Origin of the sequence: Pseudonocardia kujensis, assembly GCF_021283305.1 — a bacterium.
GTDB lineage: Bacteria > Actinomycetota > Actinomycetes > Mycobacteriales > Pseudonocardiaceae > Pseudonocardia > Pseudonocardia kujensis.
Map to the genome: position 1 here is coordinate 80,338 of NZ_JAJSOK010000017.1, position 20,531 is coordinate 100,868.

The 20,531-nt window shown below is 68.3% G+C and carries 21 protein-coding genes and 1 pseudogene; 17 read left to right on the forward strand and 5 right to left on the reverse strand.

Features of this window, described 5'->3' with window-relative positions; all coding sequences use genetic code 11:
* Positions 1 to 308 precede the first annotated feature (308 nt).
* Positions 309 to 1,247: a MinD/ParA family ATP-binding protein gene (locus LWC35_RS14635; RefSeq protein ID WP_232870662.1), complete on the reverse strand. Its 939-nt coding sequence runs from the start codon at positions 1,245 to 1,247 to the stop codon at positions 309 to 311.
* Between the two features lie 358 nt (positions 1,248 to 1,605).
* Entirely contained in the window at positions 1,606 to 2,118 is a 513-nt protein-coding gene (locus LWC35_RS14640; RefSeq protein ID WP_232870663.1) for a hypothetical protein, read from the reverse strand.
* A gap of 755 nt (positions 2,119 to 2,873) precedes the next feature.
* Between LWC35_RS14640 and LWC35_RS14645 the strand changes: the two genes are divergently transcribed.
* Together LWC35_RS14645 and LWC35_RS14650 are read left to right on the forward strand one after the other, a co-directional pair.
* Positions 2,874 to 3,323, forward strand: coding sequence for a helix-turn-helix domain-containing protein (locus LWC35_RS14645; RefSeq protein WP_232870664.1), 450 nt, complete (start codon positions 2,874 to 2,876; stop codon positions 3,321 to 3,323).
* Positions 3,323 to 3,763: a hypothetical protein gene (locus tag LWC35_RS14650; protein WP_232870665.1), complete on the forward strand. Its 441-nt coding sequence runs from the start codon at positions 3,323 to 3,325 to the stop codon at positions 3,761 to 3,763. Before LWC35_RS14645 ends, LWC35_RS14650 begins: the two co-directional genes overlap by 1 nt.
* Positions 3,764 to 3,822: 59 nt before the next feature.
* On the opposite strand, the gene LWC35_RS14655 is transcribed toward LWC35_RS14650, so the two are convergent.
* Positions 3,823 to 4,176, reverse strand: a complete 354-nt coding sequence (locus LWC35_RS14655; protein ID WP_232870666.1) for a hypothetical protein — start codon at positions 4,174 to 4,176, stop codon at positions 3,823 to 3,825.
* A gap of 349 nt (positions 4,177 to 4,525) precedes the next feature.
* Here LWC35_RS14655 and LWC35_RS14660 point away from each other — a divergent pair, with 349 nt between their 5' ends.
* The 5 genes from LWC35_RS14660 (at position 4,526) to LWC35_RS14680 (ending at position 8,636) form a co-directional block, all read left to right on the forward strand.
* Positions 4,526 to 5,659, forward strand: coding sequence for an MAB_1171c family putative transporter (locus LWC35_RS14660; RefSeq protein ID WP_232870667.1), 1,134 nt, complete (start codon positions 4,526 to 4,528; stop codon positions 5,657 to 5,659).
* Positions 5,660 to 5,700: 41 nt separating this feature from the next.
* Entirely contained in the window at positions 5,701 to 6,300 is a 600-nt protein-coding gene (locus LWC35_RS14665) for a mycothiol-dependent nitroreductase Rv2466c family protein (RefSeq protein ID WP_232870668.1), read from the forward strand.
* Between the two features lie 390 nt (positions 6,301 to 6,690).
* Complete coding sequence (locus LWC35_RS14670; protein ID WP_232870669.1) at positions 6,691 to 7,314, forward strand: transposase family protein; 624 nt, start codon at positions 6,691 to 6,693, stop codon at positions 7,312 to 7,314.
* 156 nt (positions 7,315 to 7,470) lie between these two features.
* A complete protein-coding gene (locus LWC35_RS14675; RefSeq protein WP_232870670.1) occupies positions 7,471 to 7,842 on the forward strand; it encodes a DUF1330 domain-containing protein in 372 nt (123 codons plus the stop codon).
* A 173-nt stretch (positions 7,843 to 8,015) separates the two neighbouring features.
* Complete coding sequence (locus tag LWC35_RS14680) at positions 8,016 to 8,636, forward strand: TetR/AcrR family transcriptional regulator (protein WP_232870671.1); 621 nt, start codon at positions 8,016 to 8,018, stop codon at positions 8,634 to 8,636.
* Between the two features lie 404 nt (positions 8,637 to 9,040).
* On the opposite strand, the gene LWC35_RS39230 is transcribed toward LWC35_RS14680, so the two are convergent.
* Entirely contained in the window at positions 9,041 to 9,175 is a 135-nt protein-coding gene (locus tag LWC35_RS39230; protein ID WP_269804149.1) for a hypothetical protein, read from the reverse strand.
* An 80-nt stretch (positions 9,176 to 9,255) separates the two neighbouring features.
* On the opposite strand from LWC35_RS39230, the pseudogene LWC35_RS14685 reads away from it, so the two are divergent.
* Positions 9,256 to 9,561: pseudogene (locus LWC35_RS14685) on the forward strand (transposase); the annotation flags it as partial.
* Positions 9,562 to 9,861: 300 nt separating this feature from the next.
* Here LWC35_RS14685 and LWC35_RS14690 read toward each other — a convergent pair.
* The gene (locus tag LWC35_RS14690; protein ID WP_232870672.1) at positions 9,862 to 10,572 is read right to left on the reverse strand and encodes a GntR family transcriptional regulator; all 711 of its coding nucleotides are present in this window, start codon (positions 10,570 to 10,572) and stop codon (positions 9,862 to 9,864) included.
* A 167-nt stretch (positions 10,573 to 10,739) separates the two neighbouring features.
* Between LWC35_RS14690 and LWC35_RS14695 the strand changes: the two genes are divergently transcribed.
* The 9 genes from LWC35_RS14695 (at position 10,740) to LWC35_RS14735 (ending at position 20,382) form a co-directional block, all read left to right on the forward strand.
* Complete coding sequence (locus LWC35_RS14695; RefSeq protein WP_232870673.1) at positions 10,740 to 11,840, forward strand: ABC transporter substrate-binding protein; 1,101 nt, start codon at positions 10,740 to 10,742, stop codon at positions 11,838 to 11,840.
* Positions 11,837 to 13,567: an ABC transporter permease gene (locus LWC35_RS14700; RefSeq protein ID WP_232870674.1), complete on the forward strand. Its 1,731-nt coding sequence runs from the start codon at positions 11,837 to 11,839 to the stop codon at positions 13,565 to 13,567. Before LWC35_RS14695 ends, LWC35_RS14700 begins: the two co-directional genes overlap by 4 nt.
* Positions 13,560 to 14,669, forward strand: a complete 1,110-nt coding sequence (locus tag LWC35_RS40270; protein ID WP_232870675.1) for an ABC transporter ATP-binding protein — start codon at positions 13,560 to 13,562, stop codon at positions 14,667 to 14,669. Before LWC35_RS14700 ends, LWC35_RS40270 begins: the two co-directional genes overlap by 8 nt.
* Positions 14,662 to 15,495, forward strand: a complete 834-nt coding sequence (locus tag LWC35_RS14710) for a cyclase family protein (protein WP_232870676.1) — start codon at positions 14,662 to 14,664, stop codon at positions 15,493 to 15,495. The genes LWC35_RS40270 and LWC35_RS14710 overlap by 8 nt, the downstream gene beginning before the upstream one ends.
* On the forward strand, positions 15,492 to 16,739 hold the full coding sequence (locus LWC35_RS14715) for a CaiB/BaiF CoA transferase family protein (protein WP_232870677.1): 1,248 nt from the start codon (positions 15,492 to 15,494) through the stop codon (positions 16,737 to 16,739). The genes LWC35_RS14710 and LWC35_RS14715 overlap by 4 nt, the downstream gene beginning before the upstream one ends.
* A gap of 43 nt (positions 16,740 to 16,782) precedes the next feature.
* A complete protein-coding gene (locus tag LWC35_RS14720; RefSeq protein WP_232870678.1) occupies positions 16,783 to 17,610 on the forward strand; it encodes an HpcH/HpaI aldolase/citrate lyase family protein in 828 nt (275 codons plus the stop codon).
* A gap of 373 nt (positions 17,611 to 17,983) precedes the next feature.
* A complete protein-coding gene (locus tag LWC35_RS14725; protein ID WP_232870679.1) occupies positions 17,984 to 18,403 on the forward strand; it encodes a MarR family winged helix-turn-helix transcriptional regulator in 420 nt (139 codons plus the stop codon).
* An 18-nt stretch (positions 18,404 to 18,421) separates the two neighbouring features.
* Complete coding sequence (locus LWC35_RS14730) at positions 18,422 to 18,988, forward strand: isochorismatase family protein (RefSeq protein ID WP_232870680.1); 567 nt, start codon at positions 18,422 to 18,424, stop codon at positions 18,986 to 18,988.
* Positions 18,985 to 20,382: an MFS transporter gene (locus LWC35_RS14735; protein WP_232870681.1), complete on the forward strand. Its 1,398-nt coding sequence runs from the start codon at positions 18,985 to 18,987 to the stop codon at positions 20,380 to 20,382. The genes LWC35_RS14730 and LWC35_RS14735 overlap by 4 nt, the downstream gene beginning before the upstream one ends.
* Positions 20,383 to 20,531 lie beyond the last annotated feature (149 nt).

Here is a 20,531-nt window from a genome sequence, read left to right on the forward strand (position 1 = left end):
CGAACCCAAGGAAGACCCTGCGCCACCCCCGGACCCACCCCCGCCAGACCCGCCCCCGCCAGAGGCGCCGCGGGCGGATCCGTTGGCGCAGCTGGCTGGAAGGAAGTCCGGAGCGCTCACTCCGGCGTCTTCCAACAGATTGCGCAGCTCCACCGCGTGGGCCGTGCTCTCCACCCGCAGCTCCTGGTAGAGCACCTTCGCCGAGAGCCGCCAGCTGCACGAGGCCTGCGCGTTCGGTACGGCTGCCGGCATCAGGCCCGCGACGACGGTCACCGCCGCTGCAGCGGCCGCCATCCCGACACCCATCGCTAGTCCTGCTCGGGATGGGGCCGGCCGGCGCGAGCCGACGAGAGCCGATGGTTGCGGGAGTGGTGGAACGCGTCGGCCACCAGCGCGCCCAGGCTGATCGCGGCGTCGCGAGTGCGCGGGCGCAGCTGCTCGAGCTGAATGAGCCCGCCGGTGGCCAGGTGCGGATCGCCGGGGATCTCCACCACCGCGCGGCAGCGCTGGGCAAAGTGGTCGACGACCGCAGCCCGGTCGATGTTGTTGGACACCTGGTGCAGCGAGATCGCCACGACGGCGTTGGCGACCAGCTCCTCGAAGCCGTGCTCCTTGAGCCAGTCCAGGGTCTTCGCCGCCCGCGACCCGCCGTCCACCGTCGGGGCACCGGCGATCACCAGGGTGCCGGTGTTCTCCAGGGCGCCGGCCATCGCCGAGTGCAACAGGCCGGTGCCCGAGTCGGTGATGATGATGTTGTAGAAGCGCTTGAGCACGTCAGTGACCGCGACGTACTCGTCCTTGTTGAACGACTCCGACATCGCCGGGTCCTGCTCAGAGGCCAGCACCTGCAGCCGGCCGGCGAGGCTGGTGTAGGTGGCGACGTCGGTCAGCGAGTGGATCGTGTCCAGATTCCGGATCAGGTCGCGCACCGTGTACGGGACGGGCTGGCCCAGAAGCCGATCCGCCAGGGTGCCCGCGTCCGGGTTCGCATCCAGCGCGACCACCCGGTCCCCACGGAACTCGGCCAGCACCAGCCCGAGCAGCGCCGACACCGTGGTCTTGCCGATCCCGCCCTTCATCGACGCCACGGTGATGGTGTGCCAGCCGGCCAGCTGGGTCTGCATCCGCGCGATCTTCTGCCGGCGATCCGCCTCCGTCGGCGACAGCCCGGGGTTCATCCGGCCCCGGGAGAGCGTGTAGACCGCTCCCCGCCACCCCTCCCGCGGCCGGTCCCGGCGCGTGCGCACCAGCTGCTGATACGACAACGAGTCCGCGGTTCCCTCCGCCCGCGGCCCCGGCGAAGGGCGCTCCGGGCGCGGGCTGGTCTGCTCTGTCGTGGAAGTATTCGGCGGGCTGAGGCTCCAGGGACCGGCAACCACCGGGGAACGCTTCGGCGGCGGCGCGGAGACAGCACTTCCGGTGGTTGTCGGTTCTTGCAGGCCCGGGGTCGGTGACGACGGGTGGGGCGCACCACGAGTCGGAGCGGGCGTGGGGTCGCCGTCCGTACGCGAACCCGTCACATCGCTGTGCGGGCCGAACTGGCGGGACGGCGGTGGGCTGCTCCAAGGCGCCAGTGCCGGGTCGTCTGCCCAGGAGCTGTTCTGGTCAGCGGGCATCGCAGGACCTCACTCGGTGGTTGGGGGAGATGTCGACGATCAAGCCGGCGGGACGGTCCGGGGCCCGCGCGATCGGTGGGGCGAGCCGGACCCAGTCGCACGAGGCGAACCGCCAGGCCGGCGAGTCCGGATCGGGTGCGCTGGAGGGCCCGACGTAGCGGCCGCCTTCCGGGAGCGTCCCGTCAGCGGTCTGGCTGGCCTTCTTGGCCGGAGGTGGGTAGGCGCGCTCGTAGGTGGCGACACGCACCACGACCTCGACGAGCACCCGGCCGTCGTCGAGGTGTTTAGTGCGGCCGGGCAGAACCACGTCTACGCGCTGCCTACCCACCCCGGACCAACCCAGGGTGGCGCCCTGGGGGTCGCCGAGGTACTCGCGCAGCACCTCGGCACGTCGAGTCGGATAGTCCTCGTCCCACGACAGGTAGTCCGCGGCGAACCGCGCCGCAAACGCCGCAGCGTGGGCCTCGTCGATCGGCTCCAGCTCCTCAATCGACCGCTCCATCTGCCAGCCGGCGCGGAGCGAGCTCCGCGCCGGCAGGTCGCGTTGCGCCAGGACCGCGCCACTGCGACCTGCGACTCCCTCCGAGGACGGATCTGAGGGCAGACGATCAGGACTCGTCGCGCACTGACGTAGACCTTCCACTGCCGGTAGCGGGATCGATAACTCCGCACGGTCCCGCTCAGCCTGCAAACTCCCCCTTAGCCGTGGCACGGCGCCCCGGCCGACCGGTGAGCTATCTGCCTCCTGCGAGGCTGGAGATGGATGCGTGAGCAGGGCTGAAGGCGGTTCCTCGGGGCGGTGGGGTAGGAAATCTTCTCGCGGATTCGCTAGCTCTTCTGCGCGCTGGCGCGTCTCGGGTTCCTGAGGAGGGCAAACACCGTTCGACGCTGGCCCCACGGCGGCCAGCCGGGGAGCCGCCGACATGCGGTGATGCGCTTGCGCGGCCTCGGCTGCTGAGCTCAGGCCCGGGGCGATGCGCCAGGCGGGAGGCGCGTGATTCTCGGGCCTTTGCCGCTTCCGATGCATTCCCGCCCCTCCAACCGTTCAGCGACTGGTCTTCCCCAGGAAGCCGTAGCGACCAGCAGGGCTTGCCTGCCTAGCCAGCGCACACCGAGCATATCGTTCGCTCGCACGGCGAGAATGGAGACCGTCCGCTCACGTTGTCAAGCGTGGTCGCTAGAGTGGGTAGCGTTCGCAGCGGACGCTTGCGCAGGCCGTCATCGAAGATCTTCGCTGTGGTGTGCAGAGGGGGGAGCATGGACGAGGACAGGCTGGCGCGGCCGAGGACCGTCGCTGAGAAGCTGTCGCGACTCTTCGAGGTCATGCATGCGCCAGAGGCGCGGCCGTTGAGCACTCGAGAGGTCGCAAAGCGCGTGAAGCAGCAAGGCGGCTCAATCTCACCTACGTACATCTCTGAACTCCGCACGGGCAAGAAGACGAATCCGTCACTGGAGCAGGTGATGTGGTTGGCTGCTGCGTTCGGAGTGTCTGCCGGGTACTTCACCGACCCTGAGGTCGCTGAGCGGGTCGACGCTGAGCTCGACCGCCTCGCCGAGCGCCACCGCAACGCTCAACTTCAGGAGCTCGCGGCGCAGACCGCCTGCATCGCCGAGCGAACGGCGAGTCTGAGTCCGACGGACCGCGAGGCCCTGGCCGCGATGGTGGAGCAACACCTGAAGAGTCGCCGCGAGCAGCAAGCGCTGTGATGCAGTCGTTCAACGAACGGCTCGATTGGCTGCTTGCCGTCGTCCCTCGCGAGCCTGGCCGTCTTGCCGGACGCTTCGAGATCGTTGACGTCGAAACAGCCCTCAGCGACTCCGTGACGGCCGATGGAGGCCGAAGGCTTGGCGGCGGCGACTGGCTTCGAGCTGTCCGCGAGGATCGCGTTGACGTGAGCGACGAGAGTTGCACCCCCTACCTCAACGCGCTCGAAAACTTGCTGCGGTTGCCCCGTGGGTACTTCCGGGATGAAACGCTCGCCGGCTCTACTGATCAGCTGATCAAGGCGACGGCCGAGTTGCCAGGAACGACGATCACCGGGCCATGCCGCTCCACCACGGCCGCGTACGAGGTCGACGACCTGCTTCGGCTCACTGAGCTGCTTCGAGACGCCTATCGCAGCCGTCCGAGTGCAAAGCACTCGTAAAGGCTGTACGGGCTGCGAGGGCGGCGCACCCGAAAGGGTCAGTGACTATCACTCGACAGTCAGGAAGCAGGCTGTCGATGATCAACCAGTGTGCCAAGGAGGAAGGGACAGGGGAGATGAACCGTCGCGAGCTGCGACGCGTGGCTCGGGGCCTCGTCCGAGATCTGGAGCTTGCTCGGCCGCTTGACGTGTCCCTCTTGATCGAGCGCCTCGGCCAACAGCGGGGTCGGCCCATCGAACTCGTCCCGACTGATGCTCTGCCCCCGAACTCTGCCTTCGGCTTCACCGGTGGCGACGAAACCGTCGACGTGATCATGTACGAGAAGCGAACGGCACGAGCCCATCAGACATTGATCGTCCTGCACGAGCTTGCGCACATGATCCTCGATCACCCGCGACACGCCGTGGACCACGGGCTCGCCTCCCTGCGCGCCGAAGAGTTCCAGACCATAAGTTCCGACGCCCTAGCGGAGGTCTTCGGCCAGGGAGCCCAACGACGCAGAGGGACTGGGTTTGGTCGCCGGCGGAAGCAGGTTCCCTCACTCTACGACGACCGCAATGAGTGGGAGGCGGAGGTCCTCGCCACGGTTCTGCTCTCGTGGACGCCAGTTTGCGGCCCGCCGCACAGCAAACCGAGGACAGATCCATTCGAAGCGCTCCTCAGCGGAGGTCCGTAATAAGACGGCAGGCGGAGGTGCGAGCACAATCGCTTTATAAGCAGGGAGCGTAGATACCCATGACGAGCAGCTGGAAGGCGAGACGTTGATCCTCCAACTCGTCCTGATCGCAGCCCTACTCCTGGCGGCCCTGTGGCGAACGAGCTCCTACTTGCGCCGCAGCGCCAGCGCGCGCTCGGCAGGTGCAAGCCTGACGACGGGCCTGTACCTGCTCGCACTCGGTCAGATACTCAGCCTCCCGCTGATCACGGCCCGGGTCGACGATTTTTTGACCCTAGGCGTCGGGAAGACCGCCTACAACCTAACCACGATGTTGGGGCTGGTCTTACTCCTCGCCTTCTTCACGTCAGCGACCTCAACCGGTCGGCGGACGAAGAATGGAGCGATCACCGCGCATGTGATCGCCTTCGGCTTCACAGCGGTCACGCTCATCGCGCTCATGATCGGAACCTCCACCGGTCAGCGGGCGCATTCACTGCACTCGTCAGCTCTGTCGCAGCCAACGATAGCCTTTTTCTACATCGTCGGAAACGTCTACTTTGTCTACGCCTACTGCGTAATCGCTCGCTTGGTCTGGCGATACTCCAAGGAGCGATCTGACGACGTATCCCGACTTATGTTTGCCTCTTTGCGGGTGATGGCAGTAGCGGCGGCAGGTCAGGCACTCACTGCCGTGGCTCGAGGCGCATGGGTCGTGAACGCCGTTTGCGGAAGGGCCCGGCTTCAGGAGTACGAGCTAATCATCTGGAACGTCTCGAACGCGTCTCTCATTATCTTCGTCATCGGAGCTTCGATGCTCGGTCTAGCCGGGCTCCTCCGAGCGCTGAAACGCTCGCGGCAACGGCGTCACCAGTACCGCGAGCTGGAGCCGCTGTGGGCAGCACTACGCGACGCGCACCCTGAGCTCGTGTTGATCGACCGAAGCGGAACCCGTTTCCAACGGCGAATCATCGAATGTTTCGACGGGCTGACGAGGGTGAGCCCGTACCTGGCGCACGCGGCGAGTGGAACTGATCTCACCTCATGCTCGGAGTCCGAGCTTGCCGGCTACATCCGCCAGGCATTGATACTTAAGGCCGAGCTCGGCGATCAAGCAGTGCTCGAACCGGTCAAGCGGCTTCTACCACTCTCATTAATAGAATCTGATGATGGGGTCCTCAAGCTGGTCACCCTGGCTGGCGCCTTCCGAGGAGAGCTCTCAGCCGTACGCCTCAGATGAGCCGCTTCAGAGCTTTGCACGCCGGAAAGAGGTGATGAGTGATGAGTAAGGTCGACCTCTACGTCGATCCTGTATGCCCGTTCGCCTGGATCGCATATGGCTGGCTCTGCGAAGTTGAGGCGCAGCGAACCATCGAACTAAGCGTTCGAATCATGAGCCTGGCCATTCTCAACGACGGGCGCGAAGGACATGCCCCCGAGGCTGAAAGGGGCCTTGACAGCGCCTGGCGACCCGTTCGCGTCGCAGCCGCAGTCGAGGAACACCTCGGTCAGGCAGGGCTCCGTGGGTACTACGCGGCCTTCGGCCGCCTATTTCACGTCGAACGAGTTCGTCCCAGAGACGAGGTTATCCGCCGCGCCTTGGCGGAAGTCGGCATGAGTCAGCTCATCGACGTTGCGGATGCGAGCCAGTACGACGAGACAGTGCGGAAGAGTCATGCGGCTGGGATGCAGCCGGTAGGCCTAGATGTCGGAACTCCCACAATTCATGTAGACGGCGTTGCCTTCTTCGGGCCTATACTCACTGCGATCCCTAGAGGTCAAGACGCGTTGGATATGTTTGACGGAACTATTCTAATTGCGCGCAACCCCCACTTCTCTGAGCTGAAGCGAACCCGAGGCAGTGAACTCAAGTACGACTGAAGCCCCACCTCTCGCCGCGGATCGAAGGGAAAGCCGACGGGGACCGCGTTGGTACTACCCGGGGTGCGGCATGGGGAGGCCTCGCGCTACGCGGGTTGCGCAAGCTGCCTGGGCGCGCAATTAGCTGGGATAATGGAGGGAATCCCATCTAGTAGCTCCGTCAGACGCCGCTAGACAGTCCGGCGCAGTGGCGTTGGACTGTCGGTGGGGCGGGCTAACCTGGCTCTTCCGGATCTGGAGTGCAGGTGAGAGCGTGATCGACCGCGGGAGTGCGGTCGTGTCGCTGCGCTGAGGTGGGCCCCGAGAAGTTGATGATGCAGGTTCCTACGCCAGTACCGTCAAGCATCCGGGGACCCGATGTCGCAGCATGCGTGCCCGCCCGCTCAGATCGTGGCCGACACGATCCTCGGTACCTTCGAGCTCGGGGTGCGGATCACCAACGCCGCCCTCGACGGCGAGACCACGGTGCTGTGGTGCGAGCTGCTCACCGACGGGCCCGGCGACTGCCCGGGCTGCGGGCTGACCGGGGTCTACCGCGACAGCACCGAGCGCCGGGCCAGCGATGTCCCGGTGGCGGGACATCCGTTGCAGCTACGGGCGCGGGTGCCGCGCTACCGGTGCGTGCAGGACGACTGCGCCCTCGAGATCTTTGTTCACGACTCGTCCCCGTCTGGCCCGTCCCCGGGCCTCGACCACCCCGCGATGCGCGGACTACGTGCTGCGCGCTTGGCGATCGACAAGGCCACCGTCGCCGCAGTCACCCGGGAGCTCGGCCGCTCCTGGGACACAGTGAACAGCGTCGCGGTCGCTGCGACCGAGGCTCTGCTGCTCGCCGCCGGCCCGGCCTGCCTCGACGGCGTGCGGGCGATCGGGGTTGACGAGCACAAGTGGGCGCACGCGTTCGGCGCTCACAGCGACCGGTTCGTCACTGTGATCACCGACCTGAGCGATGTCGTCGCAGGTGAGGACCGGCACGCTGCTCGACCTGGTCCCGGTCGCTCGGCGCCGCGCTGACGACCTGGCCCGCCCGCGACCAGACCTTCCGCGACGGAGGCCGGGTCGTGGCGATGGGCGGGTTCCGGGCGGCCGGAGGAGACCCCGCTTAACTTGCGTGCTGTCCATCAAGTATCTTGTTGGGAACGTTCCGTCGACAGCGAAGGCAGGGCTGTGATGATCGAGATTGAGGACCGGGAACTCGACGCGCTGCTGGCCGAGGACCCGAGCGGGCCCGTCGTGATGCTCAACCTGCTGCGGTTCCGACCCGACGGGGGCCGGGAGAGCTACCGGAGATACGCACAGTACTTGAACGAGACGGGGATTTCCGCGCGCTACCAGACGGATGTCCTCTACGCGGGAACCGGCGAGCGTGCTCTGGTTGCCGAGGATGGGCAAGCCTGGGACATGGTCCTGTTGGTCCGGTATCCGAGTCGGCAGCACTTCGCCGACATGATTCGCGATCCCGAGTATCAGGCCGGCAGTCATTATCGCACGGACGCACTCATCGAATCTGTGCTCCAGCCAACCGTTCCGGCGGGAAACTGACCAGGTGCTCGCGGCGCACGAGGACGTCATGCCATCCTCACCGTCTTCCGGCGGCAACCGTGGTCCGTCGAGCAGATGCTTGTGTGGTGACAAGCAACGAAGAGGATTGACGACCGGCCGCCCGTCGTGACGAGGAAGGGCCAAGTCCAGGGAGCGCGAGGAGAAGCCGGACGATGCCGAAAGCCGGAAGCGCGGCCCCAAGACCTCGCCGCACTCAGCAGCAGCGCCGCGCAGAGGCCGAGCGGCGAGTACTGGACGCGGCCCTACGGCTGGTCGCTACGCAAGGGTCCCGGAAGCTGAGCATCGCGGCGGTAGGCGAGGAATCCGGCTACAGCCGCGGAATCGTCAACCATCATTTCGGGACCCGCGAGGCGCTCATCGCCGCGTTGCCCGAGGCGGCCGCGGCCCGGTTCAGCATGCCGGACGCCGGGCTCACCGGGTTCGAGCGGCTGGTCGCCCGCTGCCTCTGGTACATCGACGGGCTCAGCAACTTCGCGCCGGCCGGTCAGGCAGCCCTGCTCATGTGGGCAGAAGCGGCCGGCGCAGACCCTACGCTGCGCCCGATATTCGAGAAGCGTGACCACACGTTTCGGGGACAGGTTGCGGCCGATGTGCAGCAAGGCATCGAAGAAGGCACGATCCGTGCCGACGCCGACCCCGACACGGTCGCCGTCCTCGTGGTGGGCCAGCTGCGCGGCGTCGGTCTGCAGCTCATGGTCACCCCGCAAGCGGCCACAACGGACTCGATCAAGCGGCACGTCGAGCTAATGCTGTCCGGCCTCCGATCCTCGTGAGCGCACCGATCCACCACTAGGCTTAGTGACAGGCTCGGTAAGGGCCCAGAACGCGCAGACGTAGCCGTCTGCGGGCAAAGGCGCTGCTTTCCTCACCGATCACCCGGGCGTCGGGCAGCAAGACCGTGCGCTGGCCCGCTACGCCCGCAACCGCGGCCTCGGTGACGTGATCCACCGGTGGGCGTTCTGCGTCTTGCGCGGCTCACCCGGGGCCGGGGTCTACAACGATGCGGGGCGCCGGGGTGGGGCATCACGCCGCGCTGCGCCAACTCGGCAATCGCCTGGCCGGGATTCTGCATAGGTGCATTAAAGATCCAGGCCAGCTACGACGACACCACTGCCTGGGCCCACCACACAACTGCCGCCGCTTGACACCGCTTCGTCATGGGATGTCTGAGCCGTTCCTACTGGAGCACCGGTTCGAACAGGGCCGGCGGCACAGGGGGTTTCACTAGGAGGGCGCCGAACTGCGGAATCTGCTCCGCCACGGTCCTGCTGTGCTGCCAGAACCCCTCGATCGAGGCGAACTCCTGGATCACCAGCAGCGGTCCGCGGGAGTGTCTGATCTTCGGTGTAACTGGTCTGTAGCTCCGGGCGTGTCCCGGGGGAAGGACCAGCGATGACCGACACGATCGAGCCCATGCCACCGGGCCGGTTCGACCAGCAACAACTCGCTCAACAACTCGTGGAAGCGGCTCGGGCCGAGGGCGTAGAGCTCGTCGGCCCGGGCGGGCTGCTCACCGGGTTGACCAAGACGCTGCTCGAGACCGCGCTGGAAGCGGAGATGAGCGAGCACCTGGGCTACGACCGCCACGACCTCGCAGGCCGCGACGGAGGGAACTTGCGCAACGGCACCCGTACCAAGACCGTGCTCACCGAGATCGGGCGCAGCGTGGGCAGACCCCGTCAGAGACGGTTGTCCGGGGGCGCAGCCGCACCACGGCGCCGGAGTCATGGACTTCGTCAATGACTACCGCAGACAGCTCAGGGATCAGAGCAGCGGCAAGATCACGAACGCGCACGGGCAGTGACGATCACAGACCTACACCGTCACCCGAACAGGACACGCCGGGCCGACCACCTCTTCTGAGCCAGAGCCGATCTTGAAACGGTCCCTGGCGCCTCGCTCCCGAGTTAGCTGCCCAGTTACAACTTCCACCGGCCCCACGCCGTGCTCGGCGGACGCCACCCGCGACCGCGTCAGCAACCTCTGCGGGCGGGACATCTATTCAGGCGGTCCAGTCAGGTCGTTTATTGCACTTCGTGCGCGTTCGATCGCGATGTGCTCCGCGCGTTCGGGGTCGCGGGCGCGGATGGCATCCAAGGTGTTGCGGTGGCTGTCCCAGCGTGAACGCCCGAAGGTCGGGTCCTTGCGCAGGCGCTCGAGGGATCGCTCGCGGCGTTCGACGCTGGAGAGAGCGCGGGTTTGTTCGAAGAGGCGGATCAGTACTGGGTTGTGTGTGCTGGCCAGGACGCCGGAGTTGAACTCCTGCACACAGGCGTAGAGCTGCTCGGCGTGACCATCGATGGGCAGACCTTCCGCGACGCGGGCGGCGTAGAGCCTGCTCTGGTCCTCGGCATCCTCTAGGAGCCGGGCGAGGTGGGCGATGTCGTCGTCGGTGGCGTGGACGGCGGCGAGCCGCGCGACCAGGCCGCGCAGGGCGATCTCCACCTCGGCGAGCTGCTCCGGGGTGGCGCGGGCGGGGCTGGCCACCAGAACCGTCCGCGGGCTTCGTCGTTCGAGGAGGCCGTCGGCCTCGAGACGTTTGATGGCTTCACGGATTGGTGTGGGGCTCACTGCGAGCCGCGCGGCGAGCCCACGCTCGGTCACCCGCTCGCCGGGCTCCAGCGAGCCGTCGACGATCGCGTCCCGCAGGTGCTGGTAGGCGCGCTCGGCCAGCGATGTCGAGTCGAGGCCACCGATCGGTTGCGGCACGTTCCCTCCCTCTGAGCCAAGCCTCAGCCTAGGTGCAACGCGCTTCTGCCACATCACCCACCGATGCTATTGCAAAAGGCGTGCTGGTGACCTACGCTTCTTGGCGCCGGCGGGTGTGACGGGTGCCATCCATCGGCTCGGGCTCGACACGAGAGGTATGGCAAACAATGAGGTTCGCTCTCCAGGGCGTGACGCTTGCCGTGTCCGCCGTGCTGGTGCTGTCCGCGTGCGGCGGCGCTCAGGGCGGCTCGGACGGTTCCGAGATCACCGCCGACACGTCCAGACCGTCCCAGATCTCCGCGGAGGTGGTGAGCGCGGCCGAGGCCGAGGGGCAGGTCGTTGTTTACACCAACTCGCCCGACGAGCTGTGGGACGCGTTGATCCCCAAGTTCCAGCAGGCCTACCCGGGGGTCACGATCTCCCCGGTCAGCCTCAACGGTCCGGAGCTGGTCCAGCGGCTGCGCTCGGAGCGGAGCTCCGGCGCTCCGACGGCCGACCTGGTGATCGACAGCTCACCGAGCACGCTATTCGACCTGGCCGACGCGCTCGCGCCGCGCACGTCGGCGTTCGACGCCGACCTGCCGGACTACGCCAAGCCACGTCCGGGCGTCTACGCGATCTCCGCTGACCCGTCGATCATCGTCTACAACAAGGCGGCGCTCGGTGACAGCCCGCCGAGGTCCCTCGCCGACGTCGCCGCCCTGGCCCCCGGCAACCCGGGCAAGCTCGCCACGTACGACATCGACAGCGAGAACGGATACGCCCAGATGTGGACGTTCGCGAAGGACCGCGATGACGCATGGACGACCTTCGGGCAGCTGGCCCCGGCGACCCGGTACGAGCTCAACGGCGGATCGATGACGCAGAAGATCGCCCGGGGCGAGTACACCGCGGGCTACTTCCAGTCCGGGCTGGTCCGCGGCCTGCTCAAGCCGAACGGCCTCGACTCGATCGTCGGCTGGAGCTACGAGGCGGACGGGACCACGATGGTGCCCCGCTACGCCGCCGCGGTCGAGGGTGCCGCGCACCCCAACGCCGCGGCGTTGCTGCAGGACTACCTCCTCTCGGCGCCGGGCCAGACCGTCGCGTGTTCCAGCGGGCTGACCGCGGTCCGCGACGACGTCGCCGACACCTGCGGCGACTTCACCGTCAAGAAGGTCCGTGACGAGGTGGGGGCGGACAACGTGCTGATGGTCCCCCTCGACGAGGCGATGCGCACCGACAAGGCGGCCTTCGCCGCCCGGCTGACCGAGGCCCGGAACACGTGACGTCCTCGACATCGGTCTCCCCGTCGGTGCCGGCGCTCCGCCGTGGGGGCGAGGGCGGGGCGGACCGGCTCGTCCAGTGGGGCACTTGGCTGCTGGTGATCGTGCTGATCTTCGGTCCGATCGTTCCGGTCGTCTACGCCGGTTTCGTGGACCGCCCGCTCTACGAGTCCGGCGGGATCCTGACGCTGGGCAACTTCGCCGCGCTGGCCGAGGATCCCGCCTTCTGGGCGGCCCTTCGCAACACCGCGTTGTTCGCTCTGTTCGCGGCGGTCCCCGGCGTGGTCATCGGGGCCGGGCTCGCGGTGCTGGTCGGGCGGACCGACCTACCGCTGCGTCGCGCGCTGAGCGTGGTCATGGTCGCGCCGCTGCTGTTCCCGGGGCTGGGCGTGACGCTTGGCTGGGTCACCATGTACTCGCCCAGCGGGTTCGTCTCCTCCTGGGCCGCCGGACAGCTCGGGTCGACCCCGTGGAATCTGTACTCGATCCCCGGCATGGCGCTGGTCACCCTGGAGAAGACCGTCCCGCTGGTATACCTCATGGTGCGGGCGCGGCTGTCTGCGCTCGACACCTCCATCGAGAGCGCTGCGCTCACCGCGGGCGCCGGCCCGGCGCGGGTGCTGTGGACGGTTACCCTTCCGATGCTGCGACCGGCCCTGCTGACCGCTGCGATCCTGATCGTGATGATCGCGTTCGAGACGCTCGGCCTGCCGCTGATCCTCGGCGGCCCGGTCGACATCGACACCCTGTCGACGTATCTCTACCGGACATGGACGAGCGACCCGGAGCGCCAGGGAACCGTGTCGGCCGCGGCCTCCGGCCTGCTACTCCTCGTGACGTTGCTGTTGTGGCTGCGGACCCGGGTCGAAGGCGACGGGGGCCGGTACACGACCGCGGCCGGCAAACCGTCGGCCGCGCGGAGCCTGCACCTGAGGGCGCTGCGGTGGCCGCTGGTGCTCCTCGTCTGGTGCTACGCGCTAGTCGCCATTGTTCTCCCGGTGGTCGGGCTGGTGATGACGTCGATCACCAACATCTTCGCGCCGGGTGTGTCGCCCTGGAGCATGCTCACGTCGCGGCACTTCGAGACCGTGTTCTCGAACGCCGCGTTGCTGCGCTCGATCACGAACAGCCTGCTGATCGGCGTGGTCGGCGCGGTGCTGGCGACAGCAGGCCTGACGCTGGCGGCCCTGGTGGCCCACCGCTCGCGGTTCCGGCTGCGCGCGAGCCTCCCGCCGGTCCTCTTCTACCCGCGGGCGCTGCCGGGCATCGTCGTCGGCGTCGGCACCTTCTGGGTCTTCGTCCTCGTGGCGCCCCTCGAGCCGCTGCGGACGACGGTGTGGGGCATCATGCTCGCCTTCATCGTGCGCAACACCGCCGTCGGCTACGCCGCGATCCACTCGAGCCTGCTGGCGATCAGCACCGAGCTGGACGCCGCCGCCCGCACTAGCGGCGCGTCCTGGCTGCGGACCTGCCGCGACATCGTGGTGCCGATGCTGCGTCCGGCGCTCGCCGGATGTTTCATCCTGATGTTCGTCTCGCTCCTGAACGACTACGACCCGGCCGTCTTCCTCGTGACCACCGGCAACGAGGTGCTGGGCGTGACGATGCTCAAGCAGTGGGCGGCCGGGTTCACCGGGCCGGTGGCCGCGCTGGGCGTCATTCAAATCGCGATCACCGCGCTCGCGGTGTCGATCGGACGACTCGCCTGGGGGGTGAGACCTCGTGCCTGACATCACCGTGTCGGCCCTCGGGCTCGACTATGCGGACAAGACCGCCATCGACGACGTCAGCTTCACCGCTCGCGACGGCGAGTTCCTGACCCTGCTCGGCCCGAGTGGCTGCGGCAAGACCACGACCCTGATGTCGATCGCCGGGCTGACGAATCCCAGCCGGGGCTCGATCACGTGCGGGGCGGACGTGCTGTTCGACAGCGCCCGGTCGGTCAACCGGCCGCCGGAGAAGCGAAACTGCGGGGTGGTGTTCCAGTCCTACGCCATCTGGCCGCACATGTCGGTCGCCGAGAACGTCGGCTACCCGCTGCGGCTGCGCAAGGTGCGCAAGCCGGAGATCGGCTCGCGCGTCCGGGAGGCACTCGCCATGGTCGGCCTCGACGCGTTGGCCGACCGCTACCCGCACCAGCTGTCCGGCGGGCAGCAACAACGGGTGGCCCTGGCCCGTGCGGTCACCTACTCGCCGGGCGTCCTGCTCCTCGACGAACCACTGTCCAACCTGGACGCAAAGTTGCGTGAACAGGCCCGCGGCTGGCTTAAGGAGTTCCAAGCGTCGGTCGGGCTGACGACCGTCTTCGTCACCCACGACCAGGATGAGGCGCTGGCCATGAGCGACCGGGTCATCGTGATGAACGATGGCCGCATCGAGCAGGAGGGAGCACCGGAGGACATCTACCGGCGTCCGGCGACGCCCTTCGTGGCGTCGTTCCTGGGATCCGCGAACCTGCTCGACGGCACCGTCGATGCGCCCGGCCGGGTGCGGCTCGACGGTGGCGGGCAGACCGTGGCGGTCCCCGAGGACGGCCCGCTCGGCGGCGTCCAGGTGATGGTGCGCCCCGAGGACGTCGAGCTGATGGCCCCCGGAGCCGACCCCGACGTCGCCCCACTGCGGGGGGCCGTGACCTCGCGGATGTTCGTGGGCTCGTCCTACCGGTACGTCGTGGACTGCGACGGGCAGAGCGTGACTGTCTCGGCACGGGAGCGGTGGGAACCGGGTCCTGTCCGGCTGCGGGTGGATCGCGAACACTGCCGGCTCTTCCCCAGGGACACCGCCGCCGGTGTCGCGGGTTCCGACCGCCTCGAGGAGAGCAGCTATGCTTGACCGGACCCAGGAGGCGCTCGGGGCCCTGATCGGGCGCCCGGTCCAGGTCTTCGACCTGTCGCGACCGCTCGAGAACGGCATGCCGTGCTCGCCGAGCCACCCCGGGTTCCAGATGGCGCTGCTGCGCCGCCACGGTGACCTCATGCGGGGTGCTGGGTCCGGGTCGAACGAGCTGATCACCTTCGGCGGGCATGTGGGCACGCATGTCGACGCCCTGGCCCACGTCGCCGCCTACGGCAAGCTGCACGGCGGTATCGACGCGGTCGCCAACAGCGTCGGTGGCCGGCACCAGGCCCTGGGCGCCGAGACGATCCCGCCGATGCTGTGCCGGGGCAGGCTGCTCGACATCCCGCGCGCACTCGGCCTGGACCGGCTCGAGGCGGGCTACGGCGTCACGGTGGACGACCTGGACGCGGCGGGTGCGGCGGCCGTCGAGCCCGGCGACGTCGTCCTCGTCCGGACCGGGTGGTCCCAGACCTACGCGGACGCGCAGACGTATGTCGGACACCGCGACGGCGCACCGGGTGTCACGGGGCCGGCCGCGCAGTGGCTGGCGGACCGGGGGGTGCGTGCTGTCGGCGCCGACACCATCGCCTTCGACCAGATCCTGCCCGGCATCGGCCACTCGAACATGCCCGCCCACCACGTCTTGCTGGTCGACCACGGCATCCACATCATCGAGGTGCTCGACCTCGAGGAGCTCGCCGCGCACGGCGTCACGAGCTTCTGGTTCCTGATGATCCCGCTGCGCCTCGTCGGAGCCACCGGGTCGCCCGTCCGCCCGCTCGCCGTCGTCGACCCGACCTTTCTGGAGACCCCCTCATGACGTCCACCGTTCCCCGGCCCTTCGAGCCCGACGCCGTCGGCCCGCTGCTGGGCTGCCGGGTGCTCGACCTCAGCCGCCTCGTCTCCGGCGGGCACTGCGGCGTCGTGCTGGCCGACCTGGGCGCCGATGTGATCAAGATCGAGCGTCCCGATGGTGGCGACGAGCTGCGCGGGGGCCGCATCGCCGGCGTCGCCGCGTTTTGGACGGTCTACAACCGCAACAAGCGATCCGTCAGCATCGATCTGAAGTCGGCGGAGGGCCGCGACATCCTCCTCGAACTCGTCCGGACCGCCGACGCGCTCGTCGAGAACTTCCGGCCGGGAACTCTGGAGAAGCTGGGCCTGGGCCCGGAGGTCCTCCTGCAGGCCAACCCGAAGCTGGTGGTCACCCGCATCTCCGGGTGGGGACAGACCGGGCCGTACTCCCGCATGCCCGGGTTCGGCACCCTGGCCGAGGCCGTCTCGGGGTTCATGTACCGCAACGGCTACGCCGACCGGCCACCGGCCGCCCCGCCCACCGCGCTCGCCGACATGATCGCCGGACTGTACGCGGCGACTGCGACGGTCGCCGCCATTCTCCACGCGCGCGGGGGTGGCGGAGGCCAGACGATCGACGTGTCGCTGTTCGAGCCGCTGGCCTCGATGATGGGCCCGGACGCCCTGCTCGACCAGCTGGGTCACCTGCCCGCTCGGGGCGAGGGGACCCGCGCCTCGTCGGTCAAGGGGGTGTTCAAGACCTCGGATGGCAAGTGGTTGGCTCTGTCCGCGGGAGCCGAACGCATCGTCGAGCGCCTGTTCGCCACGATCGGCGAACCCGAGGTCCTGCGCGACCCCCGCTTCCGGAGCTACCAGGCCAGGCTGGACCATCGCGCCGAGATCAACGCGATCATCGGCCGCTGGGTGGAGGCCAGGCCGTCGGCCGAGGTCCTGGAGATCCTGCGCGGGCAGGGGATCACGATCGCGCCGGTGCTGTCGATGTCCGATGCGCGCCGGGATCCCCATTTCCTCGCCCGCGAGGTCTACGTCGACGTCCCCGGACGCGACGACGAGCCGGAGACGGTCGCCATGCACAACGTCGTGCCGCGGATGTCGGGGACGCCGTCCGGTCTGCGCAGGCCGGCGCCCCGGCTCGGCGAGCACAACGACGAGGTGCTCGCCGAGATCGGACTCTCCGATGAGGCTTTGCGCGACCTCGTCGCGCGCGGCGTCCTCGGCACGGCATCGATCGAGGTCGGCAATGTCTGATTCTGTCGAGCCTGGTTCTTTGAGGGATGTGGGCTGGCGGTCGATGCTCTACGTCCCCGCCAACCGCGAGCGGTTCGTCCGCAGCGCCGCGTCCTCGGCGGCGGACGCGGTGATCCTCGACCTCGAGGACGCCGTCCCCGCCGAGCACAAAGCCGCGGCCCGAGACGGCCTCGCCGACGCCGTGTCGACCCTGCGGTCCGGTACGGCCAGCGTGGCGGTCCGCGTCAACCGGCCGTGGACGGTCATGATCTCCGACCTCAAGGCCACGGTGCGGGCGAAGGTCGACATGGTGATCGTGCCCAAGAGCGACGACCCGAGCGTGATCCGCACCGTCGACGAGGCCCTGTGCGAGCTCGAGGGAGACGGCACCAGCCCGGCGGTGAAGGTCATCCCGCTCATCGAGTCCGCTCGAGGGGTCCGGAAGATCGACGACATCGTCGCGGCCAGCGACCGCGTCGTCGCGGCGTCGGTCGGCATCGGCGACCTGTCGTTGGAGATGCGGGCCACGCCGGACGGCCCCGCCATCCGGCACGCCTTCGCCGAGGTCGTCCAGGCGACCAGGGCGGCGGGCCGGGTCCCGCTCGGTCTCTCGGGACTCATCGTCTCCTACGCCGACATGGACGCGTTCCGCGCGTTGGCCGAGCTGTCGCGGTCGATGGGGAGCACCGGCGCCTCGTGCATCCATCCGAGCCAGGTCGGCACGCTCAACGAGGTGTTCGGTCCGTCCGCCGAAGAGGTGGCGGAGGCGCGCAGGCTGGTGTCGGCCTACGAGGAGGCCGCCCGGTGCGGTCGCGGCTCGACCATGATGGGCGACATCTTCGTCGACAACGCGAACTACCAGTACGCCAAACGCCTCCTCGCTCGGGCGTGAGCGTACGGCGGTGGGCAAGGAGTTGGGCTCTTCCCTACTCGCCGTTGTCGTCGGCTCCGGTCATCACGATGAGCACACTGTGCGGCGTTGGTCGATCATGATTGTTCTCGCCCGAGGAGGCGGCGGACGTGCGCAGACCGGTGACGGTCTACGCGGAGGCCGCCCGGGAGCTGCCGCGGCTCGGTCCTGATGGGCGACACCTTCGTCGACACCGCGAACTGCTAGTACGCCGAACGCCTCCTCAACCGGGCGGGACTGTCCGGCGCTGCCGCCGGCGTCGAGTGGGGCGGGGCCAGGCGGGCGATCCGTAGGGTGGAGACGCAGTACGAAGGTAACTTTGTAGGTTGGCTTCGTACCGGGTAGACTGAGGTGCGTGACCGACACGACGGATCTGGCGCAGTCTCTGCGGGAGATCTTCGGCCGAGCCCAGCGGGTGCTGCGTGAGCAGGGCGGCCGGGGAGGCTTGACCGCCAGCCAGGCCGAAGCCCTGGGGTGTGTCTTCCGGGACGGCCCGATGACGATCACCGAGCTGGCGCGCCGCCAACGCGTCCGGTCTCAGTCGGTGGGCGCGACCGTCGCGGCGCTGCGCGAGCGCGGTCTGGTGTCGGTGACGCCGGACCCGAGCGACGGCCGTCAGAAGGTCGTCACCGCCGCGGACGAGGCCCGGGCCCTCATCGCCGAGGGTCGCAGTGCTCGGACCGACTGGCTCGCGAAACAGCTCGAGACGCTCTCCCCCGCCGAACAGCAGACCCTCGCCGAGGCGCACACGCTGCTCGATCGGCTCTTCTCCTAGAAGGAGTCGCAGCTCATCATGCCCATCACCACCCTCGACCCCAAGACCGCGCTGGTCGTCATCGACTTGCAGGCCGGCAGCATCGGCATCGACATGGCACCACACACCGCCGCCGATGTCGTCGCCCGCGCCGCCCGGCTGGCCGACACCTTCCGCAAGTACGGCCTTCCGGTCGTCCTGGTCAACGTCGCTGGCGCCCCCGGCGTGCGCAGCGACCACAATCCCGACGGCGCGCCCTTCGAGATGCCCGAGCAGGCGTTACCGGTCGTCCCCGAGCTGGGGGAGCCCGACAAGCTGGTCACCAAGCGCACCCCGGGCGCATTCACCGGCACCGACCTCGAGGACTACCTCCGCGGCCAAGGTGTCACGCAGGTGGTCATCACCGGCGTCGCAACCAGCGATGGGATCGCTGCCACCGTGCAGCAGGCCTTCGAACTCGGCTTCCACGTCACCACCCCGATCGACGCGATGGCCGATCCCAACCCGGTCCGTCACGAGTTCTCGGTGACTCACCTTTTCCCGCAGCGCGCGGAGACCGGCAGCACCGAAGACGTCGTGGCGCTGCTCGCCGCAGACCCTCGATGACCTCGAGGACATCGACCGGGACGATCGGGGAACGCCCGTTCTCGTGGCGTTTCACCACGCCGCTCTACCTCGCCTCGGTCCTCAACCCGGTCAACAGCTCGCTCATCGCCACCGCGCTGGTCCCGATCGCACACAGCATCGGCGTGTCGATCGGGCAGACTGCGACGCTGGTCACCGCGCTCTATCTGGCCAGCGCGGTAGCGCAGCCCACCGCGGGTAAGGCCGCGGAGGTGTTCGGGTCGCGTCGCGTCCTGCTCGCCGGCATCATCGCGGTGGCTGTGGGTGGGCTGGTCGGTGGGATTGCGCACGATATGCTCGCCCTGCTGGTCAGTCGGGTCCTGATCGGCCTGGGCACCTCGTGCGCCTACCCGACTGCGATGCTGTTGATCCGTCAGCGCGCCCGCGAGGTGGGCATGGATCAGCCGCCGGGCCTGGTGCTCGGCGGACTCCAGATCGTCGGGGTCGCGACCGCCTCGCTGGGCCTGCCGATAGGCGGTCTCCTCGTCAGCAGCTTCGGGTGGCCAGCCGTCTTCTTCGTCAACATTCCCGTCGCGCTCATCACGCTCGCTGCGACCCTGGCATGGGTCAAGGCCGACCGACCACTACAACGACACGGCGTGCGCGAGGTCGCCGCGCGTCTCGACGTGGCGGGGATCGTCGGCTTCGCCGCCGCGATGCTGGCGCTGCTGGTCTTCCTGTTCAACCTCCCCGCAGCCCACTGGTGGATCCTGGCGGTCTCGATCGTGCTGTGGGTCGCACTGGTTCTCTGGGAGCGTCGGGTGCCCAGTCCCTTCCTCGACGTCCGGCTGCTCGCCGCGCGGCCCGCGCTGACCAACACCTACGTGCTCTTCGGGCTGCTCATGCTCTGCCAGTACGTCGTGCTCTACGGTGTCACCCAGTGGATCGAGGCGGTACGGGGCTACAGCGAGTTACAGTCCGGTCTGCTGCTACTACCCATGACCCTTGTCTCCGGCATTGTCATAGCGCTCATCTCGCGCCGCAACCTGGTCCGCGGCCCCGCCATCGCGGCCGCCGTGACCGCGCTGGTCGGCTCAGCCGGAGTGCTCCTGCTCGACTCCAGCGTGTGGATCGGCGTCGTCGCCATCCTCACGTTCCTGTTCGGGGCCTCGACCGGCTTCGGCGTCGCCGGCTACCAGACCGCGCTCTACACCAACGCCCCACCCGAACAGCTCGGCGTCGCGTCCGGCCTGCTGCGGACCTTCGGCTACGTCGGGTCGATCGCCTCCTCCGCCATCACCGGCATGGTCTTCCACCACCAGGTCAGCGACCACGGAATCCACCTCATCGCCTGGATCATGATCGGCATCAGCCTGGGCCTCACCCTGCTCACCCTGACCGACCGGACCCTGCGAACCCACCCGACACGGAAATGACCCTCCTCGGGAATTCCCGGCTTGGGAGTCGTGGATCATGCGCAGCGCGCGATGTGACTCACCTCCTAGCCGACCGCCGCTCACGATCCACACCACGCAGCGAGGCGTCATCTCGGGCGGGTGTCCCGCTCACGAGCTGAGCTGCTCGG